Here is a 23,079-nt window from a genome sequence, read left to right as displayed (position 1 = left end):
TAGGCGCGTAATTAAGTCTAAAGTAAATCTACGATAAATTTTAAATTAAAACACTGATTAATAATACATTAACATTTTAATTATTAAAATGATACGTATTAATTGAGGTCAATAGTATGAGATTTGATACGTATTTTAAAAACATCAATCCGAAGAAAAAAGTATACCTCTTAACCGATTCGAAGTCCATTTTTAATTTTAAAGTCGGGAGCCAGTAGAATAACATCTCCTTCTTCTCCGACTGCCCCAAGCACGAGGCATTCACTCATAAACTTGCCAATTTGCTTTTTTGGAAAATTAATGACGGCAACAATTTGACGGTCGAGTAAATTAGACTTGGCGTAGCGTTTAGTAATTTGTGCCGAAGTTTTTTTGATTCCAATAGCCTCTCCAAAATCAATTGTGAGTTGGTAAGCTGGTTTCCGCGCCTCGGGGAAATCACTAACTTCCAAGATGGTGCCCACATGCATTGCTACTCTTTCAAATTCTTGCCAACTTAAATTATTCTCCATCTTCAATTATGGTTTTATTCCAATGAGTTACGAGAACTAAAAATAATCATTTCAGACTAAAAGCAAACCTTTTTTCTTAACTTTAAGCCTGAAACTTTAAACAAATAAAGTCAATGTCAAGAACTCCATCAAATATGACCCCACTAGGGACGAAAGCTCCAGAATTTTATCTGAAAGACATGAAGTCTACTACGGAGTCATTTTCTTTTGCTGATTTAAAAGGTGAAAAAGGAACCTTAGTACTATTTATATGTAACCATTGTCCGTTTGTACTTCATGTAATCGAAGAAGTCGTTATGATTGCTAATGACTATCAGGTACAAGGACTTGGTATTATTGCCATTTCTAGTAACGACATAGTCAATTATCCACAGGATGCACCAGAACTCATGACAGAATTTGCTTTCGAAAATAATTTTGAATTTCCTTACTTATACGATGAAACACAGGAAGTAGCTAAAGGGTATCATGCTGCCTGTACTCCTGATTTCTTTTTATATGACAGCCAGGACAAATTAGTCTATCGCGGACAAATGGATGACAGCAGACCCGGAAACGGAATTCCTCTTAGTGGTAGCGATTTACGTGGGGCAATTGACAGCGTTGTTTACAACCGTACGATGAATCCAGAACAGAAACCGAGTATTGGGTGTAGTATAAAATGGAAGTAAGGTTAGAGGTTAAAGGTTAGAGAAAAATAAAAATGCATAGTCACTACTTCCATTTTTGACATGGAAATTCTCAAAATAAACGGATTTAAATATATTAGAAAAGTATTGTGATACTTCGTAGCAATTTTGTTTTACAAGCCGTTAATCATTACAAACAGACGAATAAAAATATTATATCGCATAAAAAAATCCCCTCTCGTTTAAAACGAGATGGGATTTTTAATTATATAAACTGATCACTGAAAAAAATGATCATTAAATACTAAATACTATTTAACGTCCATTAATTCAACGTCAAAAATCAAAGTAGCATTTGGTGGAATAACTCCTCCTGCTCCTGCTGGTCCGTATCCTAAATCAGAAGGAATTACAAAACGAGCTTTGTCTCCTACTTTCAATAAAGCAATACCTTCGTCCCATCCTTCGATAACTTGTCCTTGCCCTAATTTGAATTCGATTGGTTTTTTTCTTGGGTAAGAAGAATCAAAAACTTTTCCGTTTTCTAACGATCCTTCGTAGTGAACAGCAACTGTTTTACCAGCTTCAGCTTGTTTTCCATCCCCTCTTTGGATGAATTGGTAACGCAATCCACTTTCTGTTTTTTCAAAACCTGCCGCTAATGTTTCCATTTTTGCTTCTGATTCTGCTTTTAAAGCTGCTTGTTTTTTCAAACGAGCTCCTTTTAAACCTACAAACGCTTCGATAGCATTCCAGTTTTTAGCTTCTTCACCTACTCTAATGATTTCAACTGAATCTAAAGCATCACCTTGAGCGATAGCATCTACCACGTCTTGTCCTTCGATTACATTTCCAAAAACGGTGTGTTTATCATCTAACCAAGGTGTTGCAACGTGAGTGATAAAAAACTGAGATCCATTTGAACCGGGACCAGAATTTGCCATAGACAATACACCAGGTGCATTGTGACGTAAATCTTTGTGAAATTCATCATCAAATTTGTACCCTGGATCTCCTGTTCCAGTTCCTTGAGGACATCCTCCTTGAACCATAAAATCAGGGATTACTCTATGAAAATTTAAACCATCATAGAATTTTTGTCCTTGAGGCTTAATTTTATTTTCCATATTTCCTTCAGCAAGAGCAACAAAATTCCCTACTGTTCCTGGAGTTAATTCATGCTGTAATTTTACTAAAATCGCTCCTTTTGCAGTGTTGAATTTAGCGTATATTCCGTTTTCCATCTTTATTTATTTTTATTGAATTGCAAATTTACGAATTAATTTTTTATTCATTGATTCTTTCTAAAGCTTTCCCTTTTGATTTATAGGTATAGGCATACACTGACAACGCTAATCCTGACAACAGTAAACATCCTAATGCTACCGCATGCCAGCCACCCAATTGCCATAAAAACAATCCAAAGGCAGATCCTGCTGCTGTTCCTAAAAAGCTAAAAGACATAAATACGGTATTCATACGATTTCTAGCTTCGGGAACTATGGAATACACACGGGTTTGATTTGAAATATGCACGCCTTGCAAACCAATATCAATTAGAACTATACCTATAACTATCCCAACAACACTCGCTCCTGAGAAGTAGAAAACGATAAAACTCAAAGCGATTAGCAGACATCCATACCCTACCGCTACTCTGGAACTTCCTTTATCGCCAAGTTTCCCCACCAAAGGTGCTGCCAAAGCTCCTGAAGCACCTACAATACCAAATAATCCAATTGTAGCACTATTAAAATTGAAAGGTTCTGCCGAAAGTAATAAAACCATTGTCGTCCAGAAAGCACCAAATTGTGCAAAACTAAATACATTAATTAAAGTAGCTTCACGCAGTAAAGGTTGCTCTTTAATTAAAGTAAAAAGCGAACCAATAAGTTGGCCATACGAACCATTGAAAACAGGTTTGTTATAAGGAAATTGTTTTTTAATCATAAAAAATAAAAGGAGACAAAGTCCTGATGCAATCCAAAACATGGCGCGCCATCCTAGCACTTCGCCAATAAAACCACTTAATGTTCTTGATAACAAGATCCCAACTAAGAGTCCGCTCATGATGGTTCCTACCACTTTACCGCGTTCTTCGGGTGCGCTTAATGACGCTGCCAGAGGCAAGATAAGTTGCGGAACAATAGATGTGATTCCGATTAATAGTGAAGCAATTTCTAATATCAGGTAACTTTGTGCTGTAGCCGCAATAATCAAAGCAATTACAGAAGCAAAAGTGGTGTATAATATTTGAGTCTTTCGTTCTATTTTATCTCCTAGCGGAACCATAAAAAACAACCCAATAGCATACCCAGCTTGCGTAAGATAGGTTATTGTTCCTGCATCGGCGTGAGGTATTTTAAACTCATCTGCGATTAAAACGATTAAGGGTTGGCAATAATATAAATTAGCTACTATAAGTCCCGTGGCCGCCGCCATAAACAAGACATTCTTTTTTGATAAATTCATCGCGCAAAAATACGTTGGGTTTCTAGATTATTGTTTTAAACAAAAGCTAAATTTCAAACAAAAAATAAAGCTATTAATTAAAAATACCCTCAGAAGATTTTCTCTTTTGAGGGTATTAAATAAAGGCTTGCTTTAACTATTTTTGAATAGCATCAAGTGCCGCCAAAATATCATCGGCTTCAGCTCTGTTTCTATATTCAGCATCTAAAAAAGTGTAAACAATTTTCCCTTCTTGATCAATTACATAAGTAGCCGCCAAAGGTAATTCATCTGATTCATCACCGTTATAACCATGTAAATCAAATCCTTTTTGATAAGATTCAGCTACATCATCAGTTAATTTAAAAACGATACCATATTCCTTAGCCACTTTGTTTCCTACATCACTTAACACTTCAAATTTTAGTTGGTGTTTTTCAGTAGTAGACATTGATTTGTCAGGCAACTCAGGTGTTAATGCCAATAAATTAGCTCCTTTTAATTGAATATTGGGCAATTGCTCTTGTAAATAATGTAACGTCATGTTGCAATAAGGACACCATCCACCGCGATACCATGTTAAAACAACAGGTCCTTTTTTTAGATAATCACTTAATTGCACTTCTTTTCCTGTAGCGTTGGTAAGGCTAAAGTTAGGTGCTATATCATCATTTTTCTTGGCGTTTAAAACAATATTCTGGCGTGTTACATCAGCAATTCCTTCTGCATATATTTCTTTAGTTCTCTCAGGTGCTTTTGCTTCCCATGCGTTTTTTGCGTTATCTAAAGTGGCTTGTAAACCTATTGTATTATTTTCTGTACTCATTTTTATATTTGTTTATTAATTGTACAAATGTACTATTACATCTGCCTTTATTGTTTATCAATTTTTAGCGAAAATGTTACAACATTTCCCGATTCTGGTCGTAAGGCTGCTGTTTTTTATTTTTCTAAAAACGCTGTTAGTGGTTGTATAAATTTATCAAAACTTTCAATATGTGGCATGTGTCCAATATTCGGAATTTCGACTAGTTTTGAATTTGGTATTTTCTTTTGCGTTTCTTTTCCCAGAACAGCGTATAATCCCATTGTACTTTGCACCTCTTTGCTTACTAATGGTTTCCCTAAAGCGGTTCTATCTCTTGTTCCAATGATTAAAAGTGTTGGAGCTTTTATGTTTTGGAATTCATAAACGACCGGCTGTGTAAAAATCATATCATACGTTAGAGCCGAATTCCAAGCTATTTTCTTAAAATCAGAATTTAGAGTCCAACCTGCTAATAGATTTACCCATTCATCATATTCTGGTTTCCATTTCCCATCGTAATAACTGTCTAATTGGTATTTTTTAATTCCAGCATAACTCTGTTTCAATTCATTTTGATACCACCAATCCACTGTTTGATAAGGCACTTTAAGTTTCCAATCTTCTAAACCTATTGGATTTTCTAGAATCAATTTCTCCGTAATCTCAGGATACATCAATGCAAAACGCGTGGCTACCATTCCGCCCATAGAATGTCCTAAAACGGCTGTTTTTTGAATTCCAAGAGAATCTAGAATCTGTTTTGTGTTTTGTGCCAGTTGCTGAAAAGTATATTGAAAATTATCTGGTTTTGTAGATTTCCCAAAACCTATTTGGTCAGGAACAATAACACGAAATCCTTTTTTCGTCAAAGCGTCAATGGTTGTTTTCCAATAGGCACCGTTGAAATTTTTCCCATGAAGGAGCAGTACATTTTTTCCATTATAATTATCGGGTTTCACATCCATGTACTCCATTTTGAGTTCTTGTTGCTGCACATTTAAAGTGATAAAATGCACCGGATAAGGATATTCATAATTACTTAAATTAATATCTAACCATTTTAGTTCTTCTTGTTGTGCAAAAGACCCTAGCGTTATAAAAAAGAGTCCTATCAAAAGTTTGAATTTCATTTTAAGTGTTTTTTTATTAGAATTGTAAATTTAGGTATAAAGAGTTTTGTATGAAAAATATTAAGGAAACTTTACAATTTGGAAAGTAAAACTTAAACGTAATTACATACGCTAGCCCAGATGGAAACGGCATCCTATTGTGCCGGTGTTCGGCACAATAGATAGAGTGGACAGCTGGAAATTGCTCCAAAAAAAAATGACATCCTTTACGAATGTCATTTTTTAGTATAATAATAGTTATTCTTTTTCTAAAAGTCCGGCGTTTCTTAAGTACGGTTCGATTTCCATATCGTGACCTATAAATTCTTTGAAAGCTTCGTTTAAATCTACACTATTCCCTACTGATAAAATGTATTTTCTAAAACGCTCAGAGTTCTCTCTAGTTAAACCACCGTTAGCATTCATCCAGTCATATACATTGTAATCTAACGTTTTTGACCAAGTATAAGCGTAATATCCAGCAGAGTAACCGCCAGACCAAATGTGTGCAAAATAAGGAGTATGGTATCTTGTAGGTACTTCGTTAACTAAAAGTCCGTATTTTTCAAGCGCTTCTTTTTCGAAAATTAAAGTAGGTTTAAAATTGGCTTCGTTCTCTACACTATGCCAATTCATATCTAAGGTCGATGCTGCTAAAAGTTCCGTTACATCATATCCTTTATTGAAGGTTTCTGCTTTTTTAATTTTGTCAATTAATTCCTGAGGAATCACTTCTTTTGTTTTGTAGTGAATCGCGTAATTTTTCAATACTTCAGGATCTAAAGCAGCGTGCTCATTGATTTGAGAAGGGAACTCAACAAAATCACGAGGCACTGATGTTCCAGAAAGGCTGGTGTAATTTTGATTAGCAAATAAGCCATGTAAAGTATGACCAAATTCATGGAACATAGTCGTTACATCGTCAAAACTAATCAAAGATGGGTTTCCGTTTACTGGTTTTGCAAAGTTATACACGTTTACAATAACTGGTTTTTGTTTTAAATAATGTGATTGATCCACAAAATTATTCATCCAGGCACCACCATTTTTATTGTCTCTAGTGTAGAAATCTAAATAGTAGATTGCGATTGATGTACCGTCATTATCAAAAACTTCGTAAGCCACTACATCTGGATGATAAACTGGTAAATCTTTTCGTTGTTTAAATGTGATTCCGTACATTTTTTTGGCTGCAAAAAACACTCCTTTTTCAAGAACTGTAGTCAATTCAAAGTATGGCTTTACTTGACTTTCGTCCAAATCATATTTGGCTTTACGAACTTGCTCTGAATAAAAATTCCAATCCCATGGCTCTAATTTAAATCCACCATTTTGAGAATCGATCAAATCTTGAATTTCTTTAGCTTCTACTTTTGCTTTAGCAGCTGCTGGCCCAGCGATTTTTGCTAATAAGTTCATTGCTCTCTCTGGCGTTTGTGCCATTTGATCTTGCAATTTCCACTCAGCAAAATTCTTTTTCCCCATCAAGTTGGCTTTTTGCAAACGCAATCTGGCCATTTTTTCTAATACCTCACGAGTATCCCCATCATCATTCTTTTCGGCACGAGTCCAAGACGATTTAAATATTTTTTCTCTAGTTGCTCTGTTAGTTAAACTTTGCAATAAAGGCTGTTGCGTTGTGTTTTGCAATCCTATTAAATACTGTCCGTCATGACCAGCTTCAGTCGCTTTCACTTTTGCAGCAGCAAGATCATTAGCGCTCAATCCATCTAAATCTGCTACATTATCAAAAAGTATAGCCCCGTTTTTACGAGCGGTTAATAATTTGTTTCCAAAAAGAGTTCCTAAACTAGCCAACTCCTCATTGATTTTTTTCATTTTTCCTTTGTCAGAATCAGATAAATTAGCTCCTGCCAATTCAAATTCTTGCAAATAGTACTGCGTTAGTTTTTTATCTTCTCCTTTAAGAGCATTCAAATCAACTGCTTTAAAACGTTTGTACAACTTAGAATTCAAGTACATTTTATCGCTATGCGCTGAAAATACAGGTGCATATTCTGCTTGTAGCGCTTGCAATGTTGGGTTGGTATTAGAACCTGTCAAGTTATAAAAAACGCTAGCTGCTCTTTTTAAATCTACTCCCGAAGTTTCTAAAGCCAATACGGTGTTTTGAAAAGTAGCTTTAGCAGGGTTATCTGCAATTGCTACTATTTCCTTGTCGTGAACCGCTAGACCATATTCAAAAGCAGGTTTAAAATGTGCGTCTTTTATTAAATTAAAAGCGGGAGCTTGGTACTGCAACGCACTTTTTTGTAATAATGGATTGGTCATTTTTACTGATTTATTTTGAGCATTAATCGATTGTAAAGACGTAACCATAACAAGCATAGCGCTTGATAAAATTAAGTTTGATAAAATTTTCATAAATTGATTATTAATTTTGATAAAAGTAAATAAAAAAAAGCACCTCAGAAAGTTAACAGCTGTTAATGTTTTAGTCCGAAAATATTAGTTAAAAGGTTCATTCATTGATAAAATGAAGCCAGATAACTCCTAAAAAACTTTGTACCTTTGCGCTTTCAAACTAAGATATAAAATCATGCGAATTGATATTGTTACCGTTTTACCTGAATTATTAAGAAGTCCGTTTGAGGCTTCCATTATGAAACGTGCTATTGACAAAGGATTAGTGGAGGTACATTTTCATAATCTACGCGACTACACAACCAACAGACAAAAAAGTGTTGATGATTACCCTTATGGCGGTGGTGCCGGCATGGTAATGACAGTTCAACCGATCGACGCTTGTATCACACATTTGAAAAGTGAAAGAACTTACGACGAGATCATTTATATGTCGCCTGATGGAGAAACGTTAAACCAGAAAATGGCAAACACCATGTCCATGTATGAGAATATTATCATCTTATGCGGTCATTATAAAGGAGTGGATCAACGCGTGCGTGACCATTTCATTACTAAAGAAATTTCTATAGGTGATTATGTTTTATCAGGAGGAGAATTAGGTGCGTTAGTGTTATCAGATGCCTTAATCCGATTGATTCCGGGTGTTTTGAGTGATGAAACCTCAGCATTAACAGATAGTTTTCAAGATGGTTTATTATCTGGACCTATATATACACGACCTTCAGACTATAAAGGATGGAAGGTTCCTGAAGTACTAACCAGCGGTAATTTTGCTAAAATTGACAAATGGCGCGAAGACATGGCGTATGAACATACTAAGAATCGTCGTCCAGATTTATTAGAAGAATAATTATTTTAAATGTTGAATTTTAAATTTTAAACGACTCAGAATAAGGCTTTAAATAATTCGAAATTTATAATTTATAATTCAAAATAATTTTCTACTTTTGCGGTCACTTTAGACCAACCTCTGGCGAGATCCGTGAATGTTGATTTGATAAAAAACCATAATTAAAATTATCATGGCAGATTTAATGAAATTCGTTCAAGACGAATTAGTAGCTAGAAAAGATTTCCCTGTATTCGGAGCTGGTGATACTATCACTGTATACTACGAAATTAAAGAGGGTGAAAAAACTAGAACACAGTTTTTCAAAGGAGTTGTTATCCAAAGAAGAGGTTCTGGTAACACAGAAACTTTTACTATTCGTAAAATGTCTGGTGCTGTAGGTGTTGAGCGTATCTTCCCTGTAAACTTGCCAGCTTTACAAAAAGTTGAAATCAACAAAAAAGGTGCAGTTCGTAGAGCTAGAATTTTCTACTTCAGAGAACTTACTGGTAAAAAAGCAAAAATTAAAGACAAAAGAAGATAGTAAAATATCTCTTTATCATAAAAGTCCCATTCCGAATATTCGGAATCGGGACTTTTTTTATGCTTATTTTTTAATAACAAGCCCAGTCACAATCATTAATAAAAATAACATTTTTAGACGAACGCGTTAGTTATCTGAAAAATCATATATTTCTGTATCAAACCGAGCCTCTTTTCAGTCTGATTTCCTTATATTTGCTACGCTTAATTTTAAGCAGACCATACATTTGACATCCTACTTAGGGAGGATACGATTATAAAAATAAAAAAATGACACAGAAATCAAAGATTGTTTACACCTTGACTGATGAGGCGCCTTTGTTGGCAACTTATTCTTTTTTACCAATTGTACAAGCATTCACTGCAACAGCAGGCATTGAAATTGAAACGAAAGACATTTCACTAGCCTCAAGAATTTTAGCTCACTTCCCTGAGTTTTTAAATGAAGACCAAAAAGTGGAAGATGCTTTATCTGAACTTGGAAAACTAGCCAACTCGCCTGAAGCAAACATTATTAAATTACCAAATATTTCTGCATCTGTCCCTCAGTTAAAAGAGGCTATTGCTGAATTACAAAAACATGGTTACAAAATACCAAACTTCCCTGAAGACCCAAAAAGCGACGCAGAAAAGAAAATTAAGGCTAAATATTCAAAAGTATTAGGCTCAGCAGTAAACCCAGTTTTACGTGAAGGAAATTCTGATCGTAGAGCACCAAAAGCGGTTAAAAACTTTGCAAAAGCACATCCTCACTCCATGGGAGCATGGTCTGCAGATTCAAAAACAAAAGTAGAGGCAATGAAAAATGGTGACTTTTACGGAAGTGAAAAATCCATAACAGTTCCAGGAGCTACTGACGTAAAAATTGAATTCGTAGGAAAAGATGGAACGACTACTGTTTTAAAAGCGAGCACTCCATTAAAAGCCGGAGAAATAATCGATAGTTCAGTGATGAACTTAAAGGCATTAAAAAACTTTGTAGCCAATGCAATTGCAGAAGCTAAAAAAGAAAACGTATTGCTTTCTGTACACTTGAAAGCAACAATGATGAAAATTTCAGATCCAATTATTTTTGGAGCCATAGTTGAAGTTTTTTTCAAAGACGTATTTGAAAAATATAAAACTCTATTTACTCAATTAAACATTGATACCAGAAATGGATTAGGAGATGTTTATGCAAAAATTGCAGGTCAGCCGCAACAAGCTGAAGTAGAAGCTGCAATTACTCAAGCAATTGAAAATGGGCCTGGTTTAGCCATGGTAAATTCAGATAAAGGAATTACAAACCTTCACGTTCCCTCAGATGTAATTGTAGACGCTTCTATGCCTGCAATGATTCGTACTTCTGGACAAATGTGGAATGCTGCAGGAAAATTACAAGACACTATTGCTTTGATTCCGGACCGTTGCTATTCTGGTGTTTATGAAGCAACTATTGATTTCTGTAAAAAGAACGGTGCTTTTGACCCAACAACAATGGGAAGTGTTCCAAACGTAGGTTTGATGGCACAAAAAGCAGAAGAGTACGGATCACATGATAAAACATTCCAAATGACTGGAGACGGCGTTGTTCGTGTTACAGATACAAAAGGAAACGTTTTAATGGAACAATCTGTTGAAGAAAAAGACATCTTCAGAATGTGTCAGGCAAAAGACGCTCCGATTCAGGACTGGGTAAAACTAGCTGTAAACAGAGCTCGTGCTACAGACGTACCTACTATATTCTGGTTGGACGAAAACAGAGCACATGATAGAAAAGTAATTGAAAAAGTAGAGAAATATTTAAAAGATCACGATACAACTGGTTTAGATATACGTATTTTAAACCCAATTGAAGCTACTAATTTTACATTAGAAAGAACTAAAGCAGGATTAGATACGATCTCAGTAACTGGAAACGTATTGCGTGATTATCTTACTGATTTATTTCCTATCCTGGAATTAGGAACTTCCGCTAAAATGTTATCAATCGTTCCATTAATGAATGGTGGTGGTTTATTTGAAACAGGTGCTGGTGGATCTGCTCCAAAACACGTTGAACAATTCACATCTGAAGGATATCTACGTTGGGATTCTCTTGGAGAGTTCTTGGCCTTAGCCGTTTCATTAGAACATCTAGGTTCTGTTTATAATAATCCAAAAGCATTGGTTATATCTGAAGCATTAGATCAAGCCACAGAGAAGTTTTTACAAAACGATAAATCTCCAGCTCGTAGAATTGGACAAATAGACAACCGTGGTTCTCATTTCTATTTAGCAATGTATTGGGCAGAGGCTCTAGCAGCTCAAACCAAAGACACTAAATTACAAGCTACATTTGCTCCTATCGCAAAAGAACTGGAAGAAAACGAAACAAAAATTAATTCTGAATTAATTGGAACTCAAGGAAAACCTCAGGATATTGGTGGTTATTACCAGCCTAATCCTGAATTAACAAGCAAAGCAATGCGTCCTAGCGAAACATTTAATGCTATTTTAGCTAAAATTGCTTAATTAATTTTTATTACACTATTTTAAAAGACAACCAGCAACGGTTGTCTTTTTTATTATTAATATTTTTTTAACCTTTGTTTAATAGCATTTTACTTACCGTTAGACCAAATTTGTAACTCTAAATAAACAATATGTTTCACAAGAAAATCATAATCCTAATTGTCGGATTCTTATTTACACTCTCCTGCTATTCCCAAGAGAAATTTACACTTAGTGGTACAGTGACAGATATAAAAAATAACGAAACACTAATAGGTGTAAATATTTACATTCCTGAAATTAAGTCCAGTACCACAACAAATGAATATGGCTTTTATTCGATAACACTTCCTGCCGCTAATTACACGGTCTTAATTAGCTATATTGGATTTCAGACTGTATCTGAACAAATCGAATTATCTGAAAGTACAAAAATGAACTTCGGTCTATCTGAAAGTGGCGAAATGTTGCGAGAAGTAGTCATCAAAGACACGAATAAAAGCAGCAATATTAGATCGCCAGAGATGAGCGTAAATAGACTTTCGATTTCCTCTATAAAAAAGATGCCTGTTGTATTAGGTGAGGTTGATGTAATAAAATCACTTTTACTGCTTCCAGGAGTTACTAATGCTGGCGAAGGCGCTTCAGGATTTAACGTGCGTGGTGGTGGCGCTGATCAAAACTTAATTTTATTAGACGAAGCAACTATTTTTAACTCATCGCATGTTTTTGGTTTTTTCTCTGTCTTTAACCCTGATGCTATCAAAGATTTGAAATTATACAAAGGAGGTATTCCGGCAAATTTTGGAGGTAGAGCTTCGTCCGTTTTAGATATCTATCAAAAAGACGGTAACAGCAAATCTTTTCATGCTAGTGGTGGAATTGGACTGATTTCAAGTCGATTGTTATTAGAAGGCCCAATAGTAAAAGACAAAGGTTCCTTCTTAATTGGTGGTCGCAGTTCATATGCCCATTTATTTTTAAAACTTTCAGAAAGCACAAAAGACAACACCGCTTATTTCTATGATTTGAATGCCAAATTAAGTTATAAACTAAATCCAAATAACAATTTATACTTTTCAGGCTATTTTGGCCGCGATGTTTTTTCTATTAACGATAGCTTCTCTAACATTTACGGAAACACAACGCTTAATTTACGTTGGAATCACTTATTCTCAGATAAACTATTCTCTAATTTCTCAATGATTTACAGTGATTATTATTATGGGCTAGATTTGGATTTCATTGGTTTCAAATGGGATTCAGGTATAAAAAACTACAACATCAAGTATGATTTCAAGAATTACATCTCCGATAAATTCAAACTAAATTACGGTATAAATGCTATTTATTATTCTTTTAACCCTGGAAGAATTAGTCCAACTGATTCAGATTCGGCAATTAACCCTGACCAATTAGACAAAAAATATGCTTTTGAACCTGCTCTATATGTAAGTGCTGAACATGAAATATCTAAAAAAATTGCGGTAACTTACGGATTACGATACAGTATGTTTTATAGACTAGGAGAATCAACGCTAAATCTTTACGCAGATAACAACCCTGTAGTTTTTAATACAGAACAGCAAATCTATGAAAAGGCAACTCCTACAGGAACTCAATTTTATGATAAAAACAAAGTCATTAAAAGTTTCAACAACTTAGAACCTAGATTAGCAGTTTCGTACCAATTCAACGATAATAATGCTCTAAAAGCAAGCTATAATCGTATGACACAGTATTTACAGCTAATCTCTAACACCTCTTCGCCTACTCCTTTAGATATATGGATGCCAAGCGACAAATACATCCAACCGCAACTCGCTGATCAAGTGGCTTTGGGTTATTTTAAAAATTTTAATGATAATATGTATTCTCTAGAAGTAGAGACCTATTACAAAAAAATTAAAAACCGTTTGGATTATATCGACGGCGCTGATTTAATTGCTAACGACGCTATTGAACAAGTAATATTAAATGGTAGAATGCGTTCGTACGGGCTAGAACTTATGCTCCGTAAAAACGAAGGAAGATTAAACGGATGGATTTCTTATACCTTATCAAAATCAGAGCAGCAAACTCCAGGAAGAACTCCAGAAGAATCAGGAATTAACAACGGGGATTGGTACAATTCTGCCTATGACAAAACGCATAATTTAGCGGTAACAGCAGCATATCAAAAGAATGACAAATGGAGTTTTGGAGCTAATTTTGCTTTACAAACGGGGCAACCGGTAACGTATCCTACAGGACAATACACGTACTTAGGTGTCGTTATTCCGAGTTATGGCTTGAGAAACGAAAACAGACTTCCTGCGTATCACCATTTAGATGTTTCAGCAACATTAACTCCCACAGCAAATCAAGGCAGAAACTGGAAAGGAGAATGGGTTTTTAGTATCTACAATTTATACAATAGAAAAAATGCGGCTTCTATTAATTTTAGCCAAAACTTAGACACCGGTGTAAATGAGGCAGTAAAAACTTCCATTTTCGGAATCGTTCCTGCAGTGAGTTATAATTTTAAATTTTAATCGAAATGAAAAAAATAAACCTAGCTATAGTCCTACTCTTTACCTTTTTTATGAGTAGTTGCGAAGAAGTTATCCAAGTTGATCTAGATACCGAAGCGCCTCGTTTAGTTATCGAAGCCAATATAAAATGGCAAAAAGGTACTGATGGAAGCCAGCAAAAAATAAAACTGTCTACAACGACCTCTTTTTTTAGTGATAAAATCCCAACTGTTTCTGGAGCAGAAATAATTGTAAAAAACAGTGCCAATGTTCCTTTTATTTTTACAGAAATCGCTAATTCAGGAGAATACATATGTACTAACTTTATTCCTGTAATTGATGGAATCTACACGCTAACAGTGAAACTAAACAATACTATTTACAGCGCTACAGAGACATTGAAATCAGTTGCTCCTATTGATGAAGTTACCCAAAACAATGAAGGTGGAATTGCTAAAGATGAAATCCAGATCAAAACATTTTTTAATGACCCTGCTGCAATAAATTACTATCTTTTTCAATACACATATAAAGAAGAGCGTTTTCAAAATTTATCAGCCACTGATGATGATTTCTTTCAAGGCAATCGCTTTTTTAGCTTGTCGCAAAAAGATGATTTACAAATTGGTGACGAAGTTAAGATAACGCATTACGGAATATCAAAAACATATTACAACTATCTCGTTATCCTTATAACTATTTCTGGCGGTAATAGCGGTGGTCCTTTCCAGTCGCCACCTGCAACTGTAAGAGGAAACATTGTAAACACAATCGACAAAGACAATTATCCTTTAGGATTTTTCTCCCTTGGCGAAATAGATACAAGAACGATTACGATACAATAGATCGTCGTTTGGATTAGGGCCAGTGCATCCCGAAACTTCGGGAACAGGACGCAAGCAAAGCACGCTGGCGAACTAATAGCTCCTGAAAATCACTATTTTTTAGGTTGTTTTTTATATCTTTGCCCTTTAATTTATACTTCATGTCATCACACCATATTGTTCGCGACGACCAAGAACCCGCATTAATCATAGCAAATGGAGCCGCTTGTAATCCAGAATTATTAGGGCAATTACTAGAATGGTCTCCTTTAGTTATCGTGCTAGATTCGGCCATGGAAAGAGTCATGAAATTAGATATAAAAGTAGATGTTCTACTAGGTGATTTTGACCGCGATTTTGATGCTAATTACTATAAAGAGAAGCAATATCCTATTGAAATTGTGCATACTCCAGATCAAAACAAGACAGACCTTGAAAAAGCCTTTGATTATTTAATCAAAAGAAAAATCCCTGCTGTAAATGTAGTTTGGGCAACTGGAAGACGTACGGATCACACCATTACAAATTTGACTACCATTGTCCAATACAGAGAGCAGCTGAAAATTGTAATTCTAGACGACCATTCAAAAGTTTTTTTATTGTCAAAAAGATTCGAAAAATGGTACACTGCAAATACACCTATTTCTCTAATTCCAATAGGCCATGTAACTGGCATCCATTCTGAAAATTTATTTTATCCTTTGCAAAACGATAGCTTAACCATTGGTTATCGCACCGGTAGTAGTAACCATGTACTACAAGATGGAATCGTCACTATAGAACATGATGCTGGTGATTTATTAATGATGGAGTGCATTGATTAGTTTTTAATCTAAGAAAACTAAAACAAATCTTTAGTAAATCACTAAAGCTATACTTTTTTACATAACTTGCTACAAATCTTGATTTTAAAATAAATCTCTATATTTGCCTTGAAATAAAAAAAATGACACCTAAAAAGAATACTGAGAAAACAAATCTACACCCAAGGAACCAACACCGATTTCGATACGATTTTAAACTTTTAATAGCAAATAGTTCAGAATTAAACACATATGTTTCAATAAATGAACACGATATAGAAACGATTGATTTTAGTGATCCTGAAGCTGTAAAAGCTTTAAATAAAGCGCTATTAGCTACCTATTACGATATTCAAAATTGGGATATTCCCGCAAATTATCTTTGCCCTCCTATTCCGGGAAGAGCAGATTACATCCATTACATCGCTGATTTACTAGCTAGTAGTAACAATGGCATAATCCCAAAAGGCAATGCTATTCAAGGCTTAGATATTGGCGTTGGAGCTAACTGTATCTATCCAGTAATTGGAAATGTAGAATACGGCTGGAGTTTTGTAGGAACTGATATTGATGAAAAAGCGATTGAGAATTGCAGTAAAATAATTGAAGCCAATCCAAAGTTAGTCGATTTTATAAGTCTGCAACAACAAACTGAAGCTCGTTTTATTTTTAAAAATATCATTACACCTGAAGATAAATTTGCATTTACGATTTGCAATCCTCCTTTTCACAAATCACAAGAAGAAGCAACAAAGGGCTCTTTGCGAAAAGTTAATAATTTAGAATCTCGTGATTTTTCAAATAAAGCAACAAAACCCGTTTTAAATTTTGGAGGACATAATGCGGAATTATGGTGTGAAGGTGGAGAATTAGGCTTTATTACACAAATGATATACGAAAGTGCTAAATATCCGATGCAATGTTTTTGGTTCACCACTTTAGTATCAAAACAGTCTCATCTTTCCAGTATTTATAAAACATTAAACAAGGTTAATGTTGTCGAAATAAAAACCATTGATATGGCTCAAGGCCAAAAAACAAGCCGGATAATCGCTTGGACCTTTTTGAGCGAAGGACAACAAAAACAATGGAAGTTTGAATAGTTAAATCATACAGTTACTTATTAAATATAGCCCGTAAAGCGGCGAAAAACAGATAAAAACGACAAAGCCCTTTTTCATTGAGAAAAGGGCTTTGTCGTTTTTATCTGTCTAAAATAAAGCAATAGTTCTTTATTTTTTAAATATTTAAATACTGGTATAATTCTAATTCACAAATTAGTCAAAAAAAAATTGATTTAATTTAAAAAGGGCTTAAGAACAAATAAACACTCAATATCACACCGCATTAACAAGATTTTATTACTTTATTATTAATAATTAACATTTAAATAACATATTATTTTTTTTAATTGTAAATTTGACGCTCAAACTAAACAAACTACACCATGAAAAAACTATTATTTATTTTAACCTTAATTTTTTCGGCAGGATTGACTGCTCAAGAGATTAAAGTTACAGGAGTCGTAACTGACAACACAAAAGGACCCTTACCAGGAACCTCAATCCTCGTGAAAGGAACAACAAAAGGAACATCGACTGATGCTGATGGAAAATATACAATATCTGCTTCCATTGGCGATATTTTACAATTTACTTTTATTGGATTTGAATCAAAAAACATAAAGGTTACTGGAAGCACGGTAAATGTATCATTAGCTGAAAGCGGTGAAACACTTCAAGATGTAGTCATATTAGGATCACGTAGTTCTGCTAGAACAGTTACGGAATCAGCCGTTCCTATCGATGTAATTAACATGAAAGATATTGCGTCACAAGGGCCACAAGCTAACTTAAACCAAATCTTAAATATGGTAGCACCCTCGTTTACATCAAATACTACAACTGTAGCTGATGGAACAGACCATATTGACCCAGCTCAATTAAGAGGTTTAGGTCCAGACCAAGTTTTAGTATTGGTAAACGGAAAAAGAAGACACACTTCTTCCTTAGTAAATATTAATGGTTCTCCAGGAAGAGGGTCTGTAGGAACAGATTTAAATGCTATTCCAGCATTTGCAATTGATAAAATCGAAGTTTTAAGAGACGGCGCTTCTGCACAATACGGTTCAGATGCAATTGCAGGTGTAATTAACGTAAATGTTAAAAAAGCAACCAATAAATTAGACATTAATATCCTAGGAGGAACACAGTTATCTAGTGGTGCTAATGACCATAGAGGTGGTAATGACGGTAACAATTTACAAATAGATTTAAATTACGGTACAAGCCTAGGAAAAGAAAAAAGTTTCATCAACGCTACTGGAAGTTTTCAATTAAGAGGACAAACGAGTAGAGCAAATGATGTAACTGGTGGATTATTCAGTGCTTTTAATGCTATTGAACAAAGAGCTACAGAAGCAGGTACAAACATCAATTCATTATGGGGAAATATTAATAACACTCCAAATACTGCACAAATACTTACTGCTATTAAAGCTTATGCACCGCAAATAAGTTATTTTACGCAGCCACAAAAAGATGCAATATCGAATGCGGGGACTATTGGACAGATGCAAACTGCATTAAACTTTGATGCAACTGCAGGGGAATTAGCTTATAGAAAATTAGAGAGAAGTGCTTTCAACATGAAAGTGGGACAATCTTCACTACAAAGCGCACAGTTCTTTTTGAATGCTGCTTACCCTATTAACGAGAATCTTGAAGTATACGCTTTTGGAGGAACAAGTCATAGAACTGGTGAAGCTGCAGGTTTTTATAGAAAACCAAATCAATCAAGAACATATACCTTCTTATATCCAAATGGTTTCTTACCTGAAATTCACTCTACTATAAATGACGTATCTGCTGCAGCTGGTCTTAGAGGTAAAATCTTTAAAGAATGGAACTTTGATTTGAGTAACACGTTTGGTAGAAACGGTTTCGATTATAATATTGAAAATACTTTAAATTCTTCACTGAGAGAAAAATCTTCAACTGAATTTGATGCTGGTGGATTAGCCTTCTCTCAAAACACAACTAACTTTGATGTGTCTAGAAAAATTGACAAATTGAATGTTGCTTTTGGAGCAGAATATAGACATGAAAATTTCCAAATTACAGCTGGTGAACCAGATTCATACAATCAATATGATATAAATGGAGCAGTTGTTACTGCAACAACTGCTGCTACATTAAAAGCTACCGATTTTTATGGTTCAGTAAGAGCTGGTGGAGCGCAAGTTTTTCCAGGGTTCAAACCGGCAAACACTGTAGACAAAGGCCGTAATAGTGCTGCTGTATATGCAGACTTAGAATACGATGTAACTGAAAAATGGTTGCTAAACGGAGCATTACGTTATGAAAACTATTCTGATTTTGGTGGTACCACTAATTATAAAATAGCTACTCGTTATAAATTAACTGACAACATTAACTTACGTGGTGCAGTATCTACAGGATTTAGAGCGCCATCTTTACACCAAATCTACTTTAACTCAACTGCTACACAATTTGTAGGAGGTGTACCATTTGAAGTAGGAACATTTAGTAACGATTCACCTGCTGCAAAACTATTAGGGATTCCACAATTGAAACAAGAAGAATCAAAAAGTGCTAGTGTTGGTTTCACAGCTAAAGTACCTGAAGCAAAACTGACTATAACAGCTGATGCTTATTTTGTTAAAATTGCTGACAGAGTGGTCCTTACGGATCAATTTTCTAGACCAGGAGGAACTCCTGTTGCTGGAAGTTCAGCAGCACAGTTAAACACTTTATTTGATAATGCTAATGCTACTGCTGCAACATTCTTTGCCAATGCTATTGACACAGAATCTAAAGGTATTGACATCGTAATAAGCCATAAAGCAGAAGTTGGAAATGGATTAACTTTAAAAACAGACTTATCTGGAACTATATCAAACACTAAAAAAGTAGGTGATATACACGGTTCACAGATATTAATTGACAATGGACAAATAAACAGATATTTCTCTGAATCTAGTAGAGTTTACTTGCAAGAAGCTGTACCAAGAGTAAAAGCAAATTTAACAAACTCTATGACAGTTAAAAAATTCGATTTCTTCTTGAGAAATGTATACTTTGGTGAAGTAACTGATCCAAACATAGCTGATGCAAATGGAGACGGAACTATCAATGCTATTGTTGTAAATAACCAAGCAGTTGAAAATGAGCACCCAGTATGGGCTGCAAAAATCATTACTGATTTATCTGTAGGGTATAAAGTTTCTAATTCGACAAAAGTTGTTATAGGAGCTAATAATATTTTTGATATTTATCCAACAGCTAACTTAGGACCACAAACAATTGCTAAAAGAGCCTCTGGAGTTGACACTAGCGGAAATGTTATTTATTCCCCTACTACATCTTCAAACAATTCAATCGATTTATCAAATGCAAATCAATTTACATATTCAAGAAACACATCTCAATTTGGACAAAACGGAAGATTTGTTTTTGCTAGATTAAGTTTCAGTTTCTAATAAAAATTTCTTTGTTTTTAAAAAAACCATCATGCAAAGCATGATGGTTTTTTTTTGGTTTTAACTTTCGATTAGAATAATTATAAACGTTGTAACTTTGTAATTCTAAAACATTGTCCCTAATACAAATGAATTTCCAAGTAGAATCCGATTATCAGCCCAAAGGCGACCAGCCACAAGCCATTGAAAAATTAACTCAAGGTATCATTGACGGAGAAAAATTCCAAACTTTACTAGGAGTTACTGGCTCCGGTAAAACATTTACCGTAGCTAATGTTATTCAGGAAGTACAAAGGCCTACATTAGTTTTAGCACATAATAAAACGTTGGCTGCTCAACTGTATTCAGAATTTAAACAGTTTTTCCCTAATAATGCAGTAGAATATTTTGTATCCTATTACGATTACTATCAACCCGAAGCATTTATGCCGGTTACTGGAGTTTTTATTGAAAAGGATTTATCCATCAATGAAGAGCTTGAAAAAATGCGAATGTCTACTACGGCTTCCTTGCTTTCCGGACGAAGAGATATTTTGGTAGTTGCATCAGTTTCGTGTTTATACGGTATTGGTAATCCCGTGGAATTTCAGAAAAATTTAATCCCAATTGAGAAGGGACAAATCATCTCAAGAACTAAACTGCTACACCAGCTGGTACAAAGTTTATACTCTAGAACAGAAGCCGATTTTAATCCTGGAAGTTTTAGAATAAAAGGCGATACAGTAGATGTTTATCCTAGCTATGCAGATGAAGCGTATCGCATTCATTTCTTTGGTGATGAAATCGAGGAAATTGAAAGTTTCGATACAAAAGATTCTAAAGTTCTCGAAAAATTTGACAAATTGACGATTTACCCAGCTAATATGTTCGTGACTTCTCCAGATGTGCTGCAAGGTGCTATTTGGGAAATCCAGCAAGATCTAGTTAAGCAAGTCGACTATTTCAAAGAAATTGGAAAGCACTTAGAAGCAAAACGATTAGAAGAGCGCACTAATTTTGATTTAGAAATGATTCGAGAACTGGGTTATTGCTCCGGAATTGAGAACTATTCCCGTTATCTGGATGGAAGACTCCCTGGAACAAGACCGTTTTGTTTATTGGATTATTTCCCTAAAGATTATTTAATGGTGGTCGACGAAAGTCACGTGACACTTTCTCAAGTTAGTGCCATGTATGGTGGAGACAGAAGCAGAAAAGAAAACTTAGTGGAATATGGTTTCCGACTTCCTGCTGCGATGGATAATCGTCCGTTGAAGTTTGAAGAGTTTGAAGCGATGCAAAACCAAGTTATTTATGTTTCGGCAACACCAGCCGATTATGAATTGCAAAAAACGGATGGTGTCGTTGTAGAACAAGTCATTCGCCCAACAGGATTGTTAGATCCCATAATTGAAATCCGACCAAGTTTAAACCAAATAGATGATTTAATAGAGGAAATTCATGCGCGTAGTGAAGTTGACGAAAGAGTTTTAGTGACTACTTTAACTAAAAGAATGGCAGAGGAATTAGCAAAATACCTAACAAAGATCAATATTCGTTGTCGTTATATCCACTCAGATATTGATACTTTAGAACGAATTGAAATCATGCAAGACCTACGAAAAGGATTGTTTGACGTTTTGATTGGGGTAAATTTACTTCGTGAAGGACTGGATTTACCAGAAGTGTCACTTGTAGCCATTTTAGATGCCGACAAAGAAGGATTTCTGCGTAGCCACCGTTCGCTCACGCAAACTATCGGTCGAGCCGCCAGAAACCTTAACGGAAAAGCAATTATGTATGCCGATAAAATCACTTCTAGCATGCAAAAAACAATTGACGAAACGAACTACCGCAGAACGAAACAAATTAATTTTAATGTAGAGAACAACCAAGTTCCCCAAGCACTGAACAAAAAAATTGAAAGTGCTTTTACAAAGAATCCTTTGGCAGATTACGAATTAGGACTCACTTTAAATACAGCTGCTGAATCTGAAACAGAATATTTATCAAAAGTAGAAATAGAAAAACGCATTCGCGAAAAACGAAAATCAATGGAGAAAGCGGCAAAAGACCTAGACTTTATGCAAGCTGCTAAATTGCGTGATGAAATTAAGAAATTGCAGGAACAGCTTACCTAGTTGTGCTCTTCTTTAAAAATTTTCAACAATACATCCATTGGAATAGCAGTATTGGGAGCTTTTTCTATTTTTTTCAATACACGTTTGGCGGCATCTGGATTCAACCCCATTCGCATTGCAATTTGCTTGACGGCTGTACTTTCTTTACCGTTCAGGATAGCGTCACTATTCAATAATACTGCTAATCTATAGAATTGTTGAATCCTTTGAGATTCATTCTTCACAGGCAATTTTGGTAATTCTTGATGACACATATCATTGAACCCTCCTTTTTTGATATTCAATTCATTGGCAATTAGAAATAAAAATTCATATTCTTTTTTATCTAAATGACCGTCAACTGTTGAAAAAGCAATCATCTCTAAAAGTAAGCTCTTTTTTTCTTCGTACATGTTCATCAAATTATTTTTTTTAGCTAAAATATAGCTTTTATAATTAAAACCCTAAAACAAGCAGGTATTCAACAATTTATCCTAATTATATTGTTTTTTTTGATGACTATCAACTCATTTGTTTCGTCAAAGTATATTTCATTAAAAAAAGCCAGAGGTCCTAGAGACAGCTATAAAAACATCCC

Annotated in this window: 17 protein-coding genes; 10 read left to right on the top strand and 7 right to left on the bottom strand. The window is 34.9% G+C overall.

Annotated elements, in window-relative coordinates; translation table 11 throughout:
- Positions 1-170: 170 nt before the first annotated feature.
- Positions 171-512 carry a tRNA-binding protein gene (locus QO182_RS16825; RefSeq protein ID WP_371536057.1) on the bottom strand — a complete coding sequence of 114 codons (342 nt, stop codon included), beginning with the start codon at positions 510-512 and terminating at the stop codon, positions 171-173.
- Positions 513-625: 113 nt separating this feature from the next.
- Here QO182_RS16825 and QO182_RS16820 point away from each other — a divergent pair, with 113 nt between their 5' ends.
- The gene (locus tag QO182_RS16820; RefSeq protein WP_371536054.1) at positions 626-1,183 is read left to right on the top strand and encodes a thioredoxin family protein; all 558 of its coding nucleotides are present in this window, start codon (positions 626-628) and stop codon (positions 1,181-1,183) included.
- 269 nt (positions 1,184-1,452) lie between these two features.
- On the opposite strand, the gene QO182_RS16815 is transcribed toward QO182_RS16820, so the two are convergent.
- The 5 genes from QO182_RS16815 to QO182_RS16795 all read right to left on the bottom strand — a co-directional run bounded on the left by QO182_RS16815 (position 1,453) and on the right by QO182_RS16795 (position 7,894).
- A complete protein-coding gene (locus tag QO182_RS16815; protein ID WP_371536052.1) occupies positions 1,453-2,385 on the bottom strand; it encodes a peptidylprolyl isomerase in 933 nt (310 codons plus the stop codon).
- A 43-nt stretch (positions 2,386-2,428) separates the two neighbouring features.
- Positions 2,429-3,613, bottom strand: a complete 1,185-nt coding sequence (locus QO182_RS16810) for an MFS transporter (RefSeq protein ID WP_371536049.1) — start codon at positions 3,611-3,613, stop codon at positions 2,429-2,431.
- A gap of 136 nt (positions 3,614-3,749) precedes the next feature.
- Complete coding sequence (locus tag QO182_RS16805) at positions 3,750-4,418, bottom strand: peroxiredoxin-like family protein (protein WP_371536046.1); 669 nt, start codon at positions 4,416-4,418, stop codon at positions 3,750-3,752.
- A gap of 116 nt (positions 4,419-4,534) precedes the next feature.
- Entirely contained in the window at positions 4,535-5,530 is a 996-nt protein-coding gene (locus tag QO182_RS16800) for an alpha/beta fold hydrolase (RefSeq protein WP_371536044.1), read from the bottom strand.
- 237 nt (positions 5,531-5,767) lie between these two features.
- Entirely contained in the window at positions 5,768-7,894 is a 2,127-nt protein-coding gene (locus tag QO182_RS16795; RefSeq protein ID WP_371536041.1) for a M3 family metallopeptidase, read from the bottom strand.
- Positions 7,895-8,069: 175 nt separating this feature from the next.
- Here QO182_RS16795 and trmD point away from each other — a divergent pair, with 175 nt between their 5' ends.
- The 9 genes from trmD (at position 8,070) to uvrB (ending at position 22,502) form a co-directional block, all read left to right on the top strand.
- Positions 8,070-8,747, top strand: coding sequence for a tRNA (guanosine(37)-N1)-methyltransferase TrmD (gene trmD / locus QO182_RS16790; protein ID WP_371536038.1), 678 nt, complete (start codon positions 8,070-8,072; stop codon positions 8,745-8,747).
- 172 nt (positions 8,748-8,919) lie between these two features.
- Positions 8,920-9,270, top strand: coding sequence for a 50S ribosomal protein L19 (gene rplS / locus QO182_RS16785; protein WP_367751816.1), 351 nt, complete (start codon positions 8,920-8,922; stop codon positions 9,268-9,270).
- A gap of 269 nt (positions 9,271-9,539) precedes the next feature.
- Positions 9,540-11,762 (top strand): NADP-dependent isocitrate dehydrogenase, encoded by a 2,223-nt coding sequence (locus QO182_RS16780; protein WP_371562940.1) that lies wholly within the window; start codon positions 9,540-9,542, stop codon positions 11,760-11,762.
- Between the two features lie 131 nt (positions 11,763-11,893).
- The gene (locus tag QO182_RS16775) at positions 11,894-14,275 is read left to right on the top strand and encodes a carboxypeptidase-like regulatory domain-containing protein (RefSeq protein ID WP_371562937.1); all 2,382 of its coding nucleotides are present in this window, start codon (positions 11,894-11,896) and stop codon (positions 14,273-14,275) included.
- Between the two features lie 5 nt (positions 14,276-14,280).
- Entirely contained in the window at positions 14,281-15,099 is an 819-nt protein-coding gene (locus QO182_RS16770; protein WP_371536031.1) for a DUF4249 family protein, read from the top strand.
- A gap of 140 nt (positions 15,100-15,239) precedes the next feature.
- Entirely contained in the window at positions 15,240-15,902 is a 663-nt protein-coding gene (locus QO182_RS16765) for a thiamine diphosphokinase (RefSeq protein ID WP_371562934.1), read from the top strand.
- Between the two features lie 122 nt (positions 15,903-16,024).
- Positions 16,025-16,984, top strand: coding sequence for a 23S rRNA (adenine(1618)-N(6))-methyltransferase RlmF (rlmF, locus tag QO182_RS16760; protein ID WP_371536027.1), 960 nt, complete (start codon positions 16,025-16,027; stop codon positions 16,982-16,984).
- Positions 16,985-17,328: 344 nt separating this feature from the next.
- Positions 17,329-20,382: a TonB-dependent receptor domain-containing protein gene (locus QO182_RS16755; protein ID WP_371536025.1), complete on the top strand. Its 3,054-nt coding sequence runs from the start codon at positions 17,329-17,331 to the stop codon at positions 20,380-20,382.
- A gap of 128 nt (positions 20,383-20,510) precedes the next feature.
- A complete protein-coding gene (uvrB, locus tag QO182_RS16750; RefSeq protein WP_371536022.1) occupies positions 20,511-22,502 on the top strand; it encodes an excinuclease ABC subunit UvrB in 1,992 nt (663 codons plus the stop codon).
- On the opposite strand, the gene QO182_RS16745 is transcribed toward uvrB, so the two are convergent.
- Positions 22,499-22,900: an excinuclease ABC subunit B gene (locus QO182_RS16745; protein ID WP_371536019.1), complete on the bottom strand. Its 402-nt coding sequence runs from the start codon at positions 22,898-22,900 to the stop codon at positions 22,499-22,501. The two genes, uvrB and QO182_RS16745, sit on opposite strands and share 4 nt — an antisense overlap.
- Between the last annotated feature and the right edge of the window lie 179 nt (positions 22,901-23,079).

The sequence above is a fragment of the Flavobacterium sp. Arc2 genome, assembly GCF_041431385.1.
GTDB lineage: Bacteria > Bacteroidota > Bacteroidia > Flavobacteriales > Flavobacteriaceae > Flavobacterium.
Note: the sequence above shows the minus strand (reverse complement) of the source record. Positions and strands in the feature narration are given on the sequence as shown.

Bases quoted from the DNA above. Each gene is read 5' to 3' on its own strand.
- QO182_RS16775 (WP_371562937.1), top strand. From the start codon at position 11,894: ATGTTTCACAAGAAAATCATAATCCTAATTGTCGGATTCTTATTTACA.
- QO182_RS16745 (WP_371536019.1), bottom strand. From the start codon at position 22,900: ATGAACATGTACGAAGAAAAAAAGAGCTTACTTTTAGAGATGATTGCT.
- QO182_RS16825 (WP_371536057.1), bottom strand. From the start codon at position 512: ATGGAGAATAATTTAAGTTGGCAAGAATTTGAAAGAGTAGCAATGCAT.
- QO182_RS16805 (WP_371536046.1), bottom strand. From the start codon at position 4,418: ATGAGTACAGAAAATAATACAATAGGTTTACAAGCCACTTTAGATAAC.
- QO182_RS16800 (WP_371536044.1), bottom strand. From the start codon at position 5,530: ATGAAATTCAAACTTTTGATAGGACTCTTTTTTATAACGCTAGGGTCT.
- rlmF (WP_371536027.1), top strand. From the start codon at position 16,025: ATGACACCTAAAAAGAATACTGAGAAAACAAATCTACACCCAAGGAAC.
- QO182_RS16755 (WP_371536025.1), top strand. From the start codon at position 17,329: ATGAAAAAACTATTATTTATTTTAACCTTAATTTTTTCGGCAGGATTG.
- QO182_RS16810 (WP_371536049.1), bottom strand. From the start codon at position 3,613: ATGAATTTATCAAAAAAGAATGTCTTGTTTATGGCGGCGGCCACGGGA.
- QO182_RS16765 (WP_371562934.1), top strand. From the start codon at position 15,240: ATGTCATCACACCATATTGTTCGCGACGACCAAGAACCCGCATTAATC.
- QO182_RS16815 (WP_371536052.1), bottom strand. From the start codon at position 2,385: ATGGAAAACGGAATATACGCTAAATTCAACACTGCAAAAGGAGCGATT.
- rplS (WP_367751816.1), top strand. From the start codon at position 8,920: ATGGCAGATTTAATGAAATTCGTTCAAGACGAATTAGTAGCTAGAAAA.
- trmD (WP_371536038.1), top strand. From the start codon at position 8,070: ATGCGAATTGATATTGTTACCGTTTTACCTGAATTATTAAGAAGTCCG.
- uvrB (WP_371536022.1), top strand. From the start codon at position 20,511: ATGAATTTCCAAGTAGAATCCGATTATCAGCCCAAAGGCGACCAGCCA.
- QO182_RS16780 (WP_371562940.1), top strand. From the start codon at position 9,540: ATGACACAGAAATCAAAGATTGTTTACACCTTGACTGATGAGGCGCCT.
- QO182_RS16820 (WP_371536054.1), top strand. From the start codon at position 626: ATGTCAAGAACTCCATCAAATATGACCCCACTAGGGACGAAAGCTCCA.
- QO182_RS16795 (WP_371536041.1), bottom strand. From the start codon at position 7,894: ATGAAAATTTTATCAAACTTAATTTTATCAAGCGCTATGCTTGTTATG.
- QO182_RS16770 (WP_371536031.1), top strand. From the start codon at position 14,281: ATGAAAAAAATAAACCTAGCTATAGTCCTACTCTTTACCTTTTTTATG.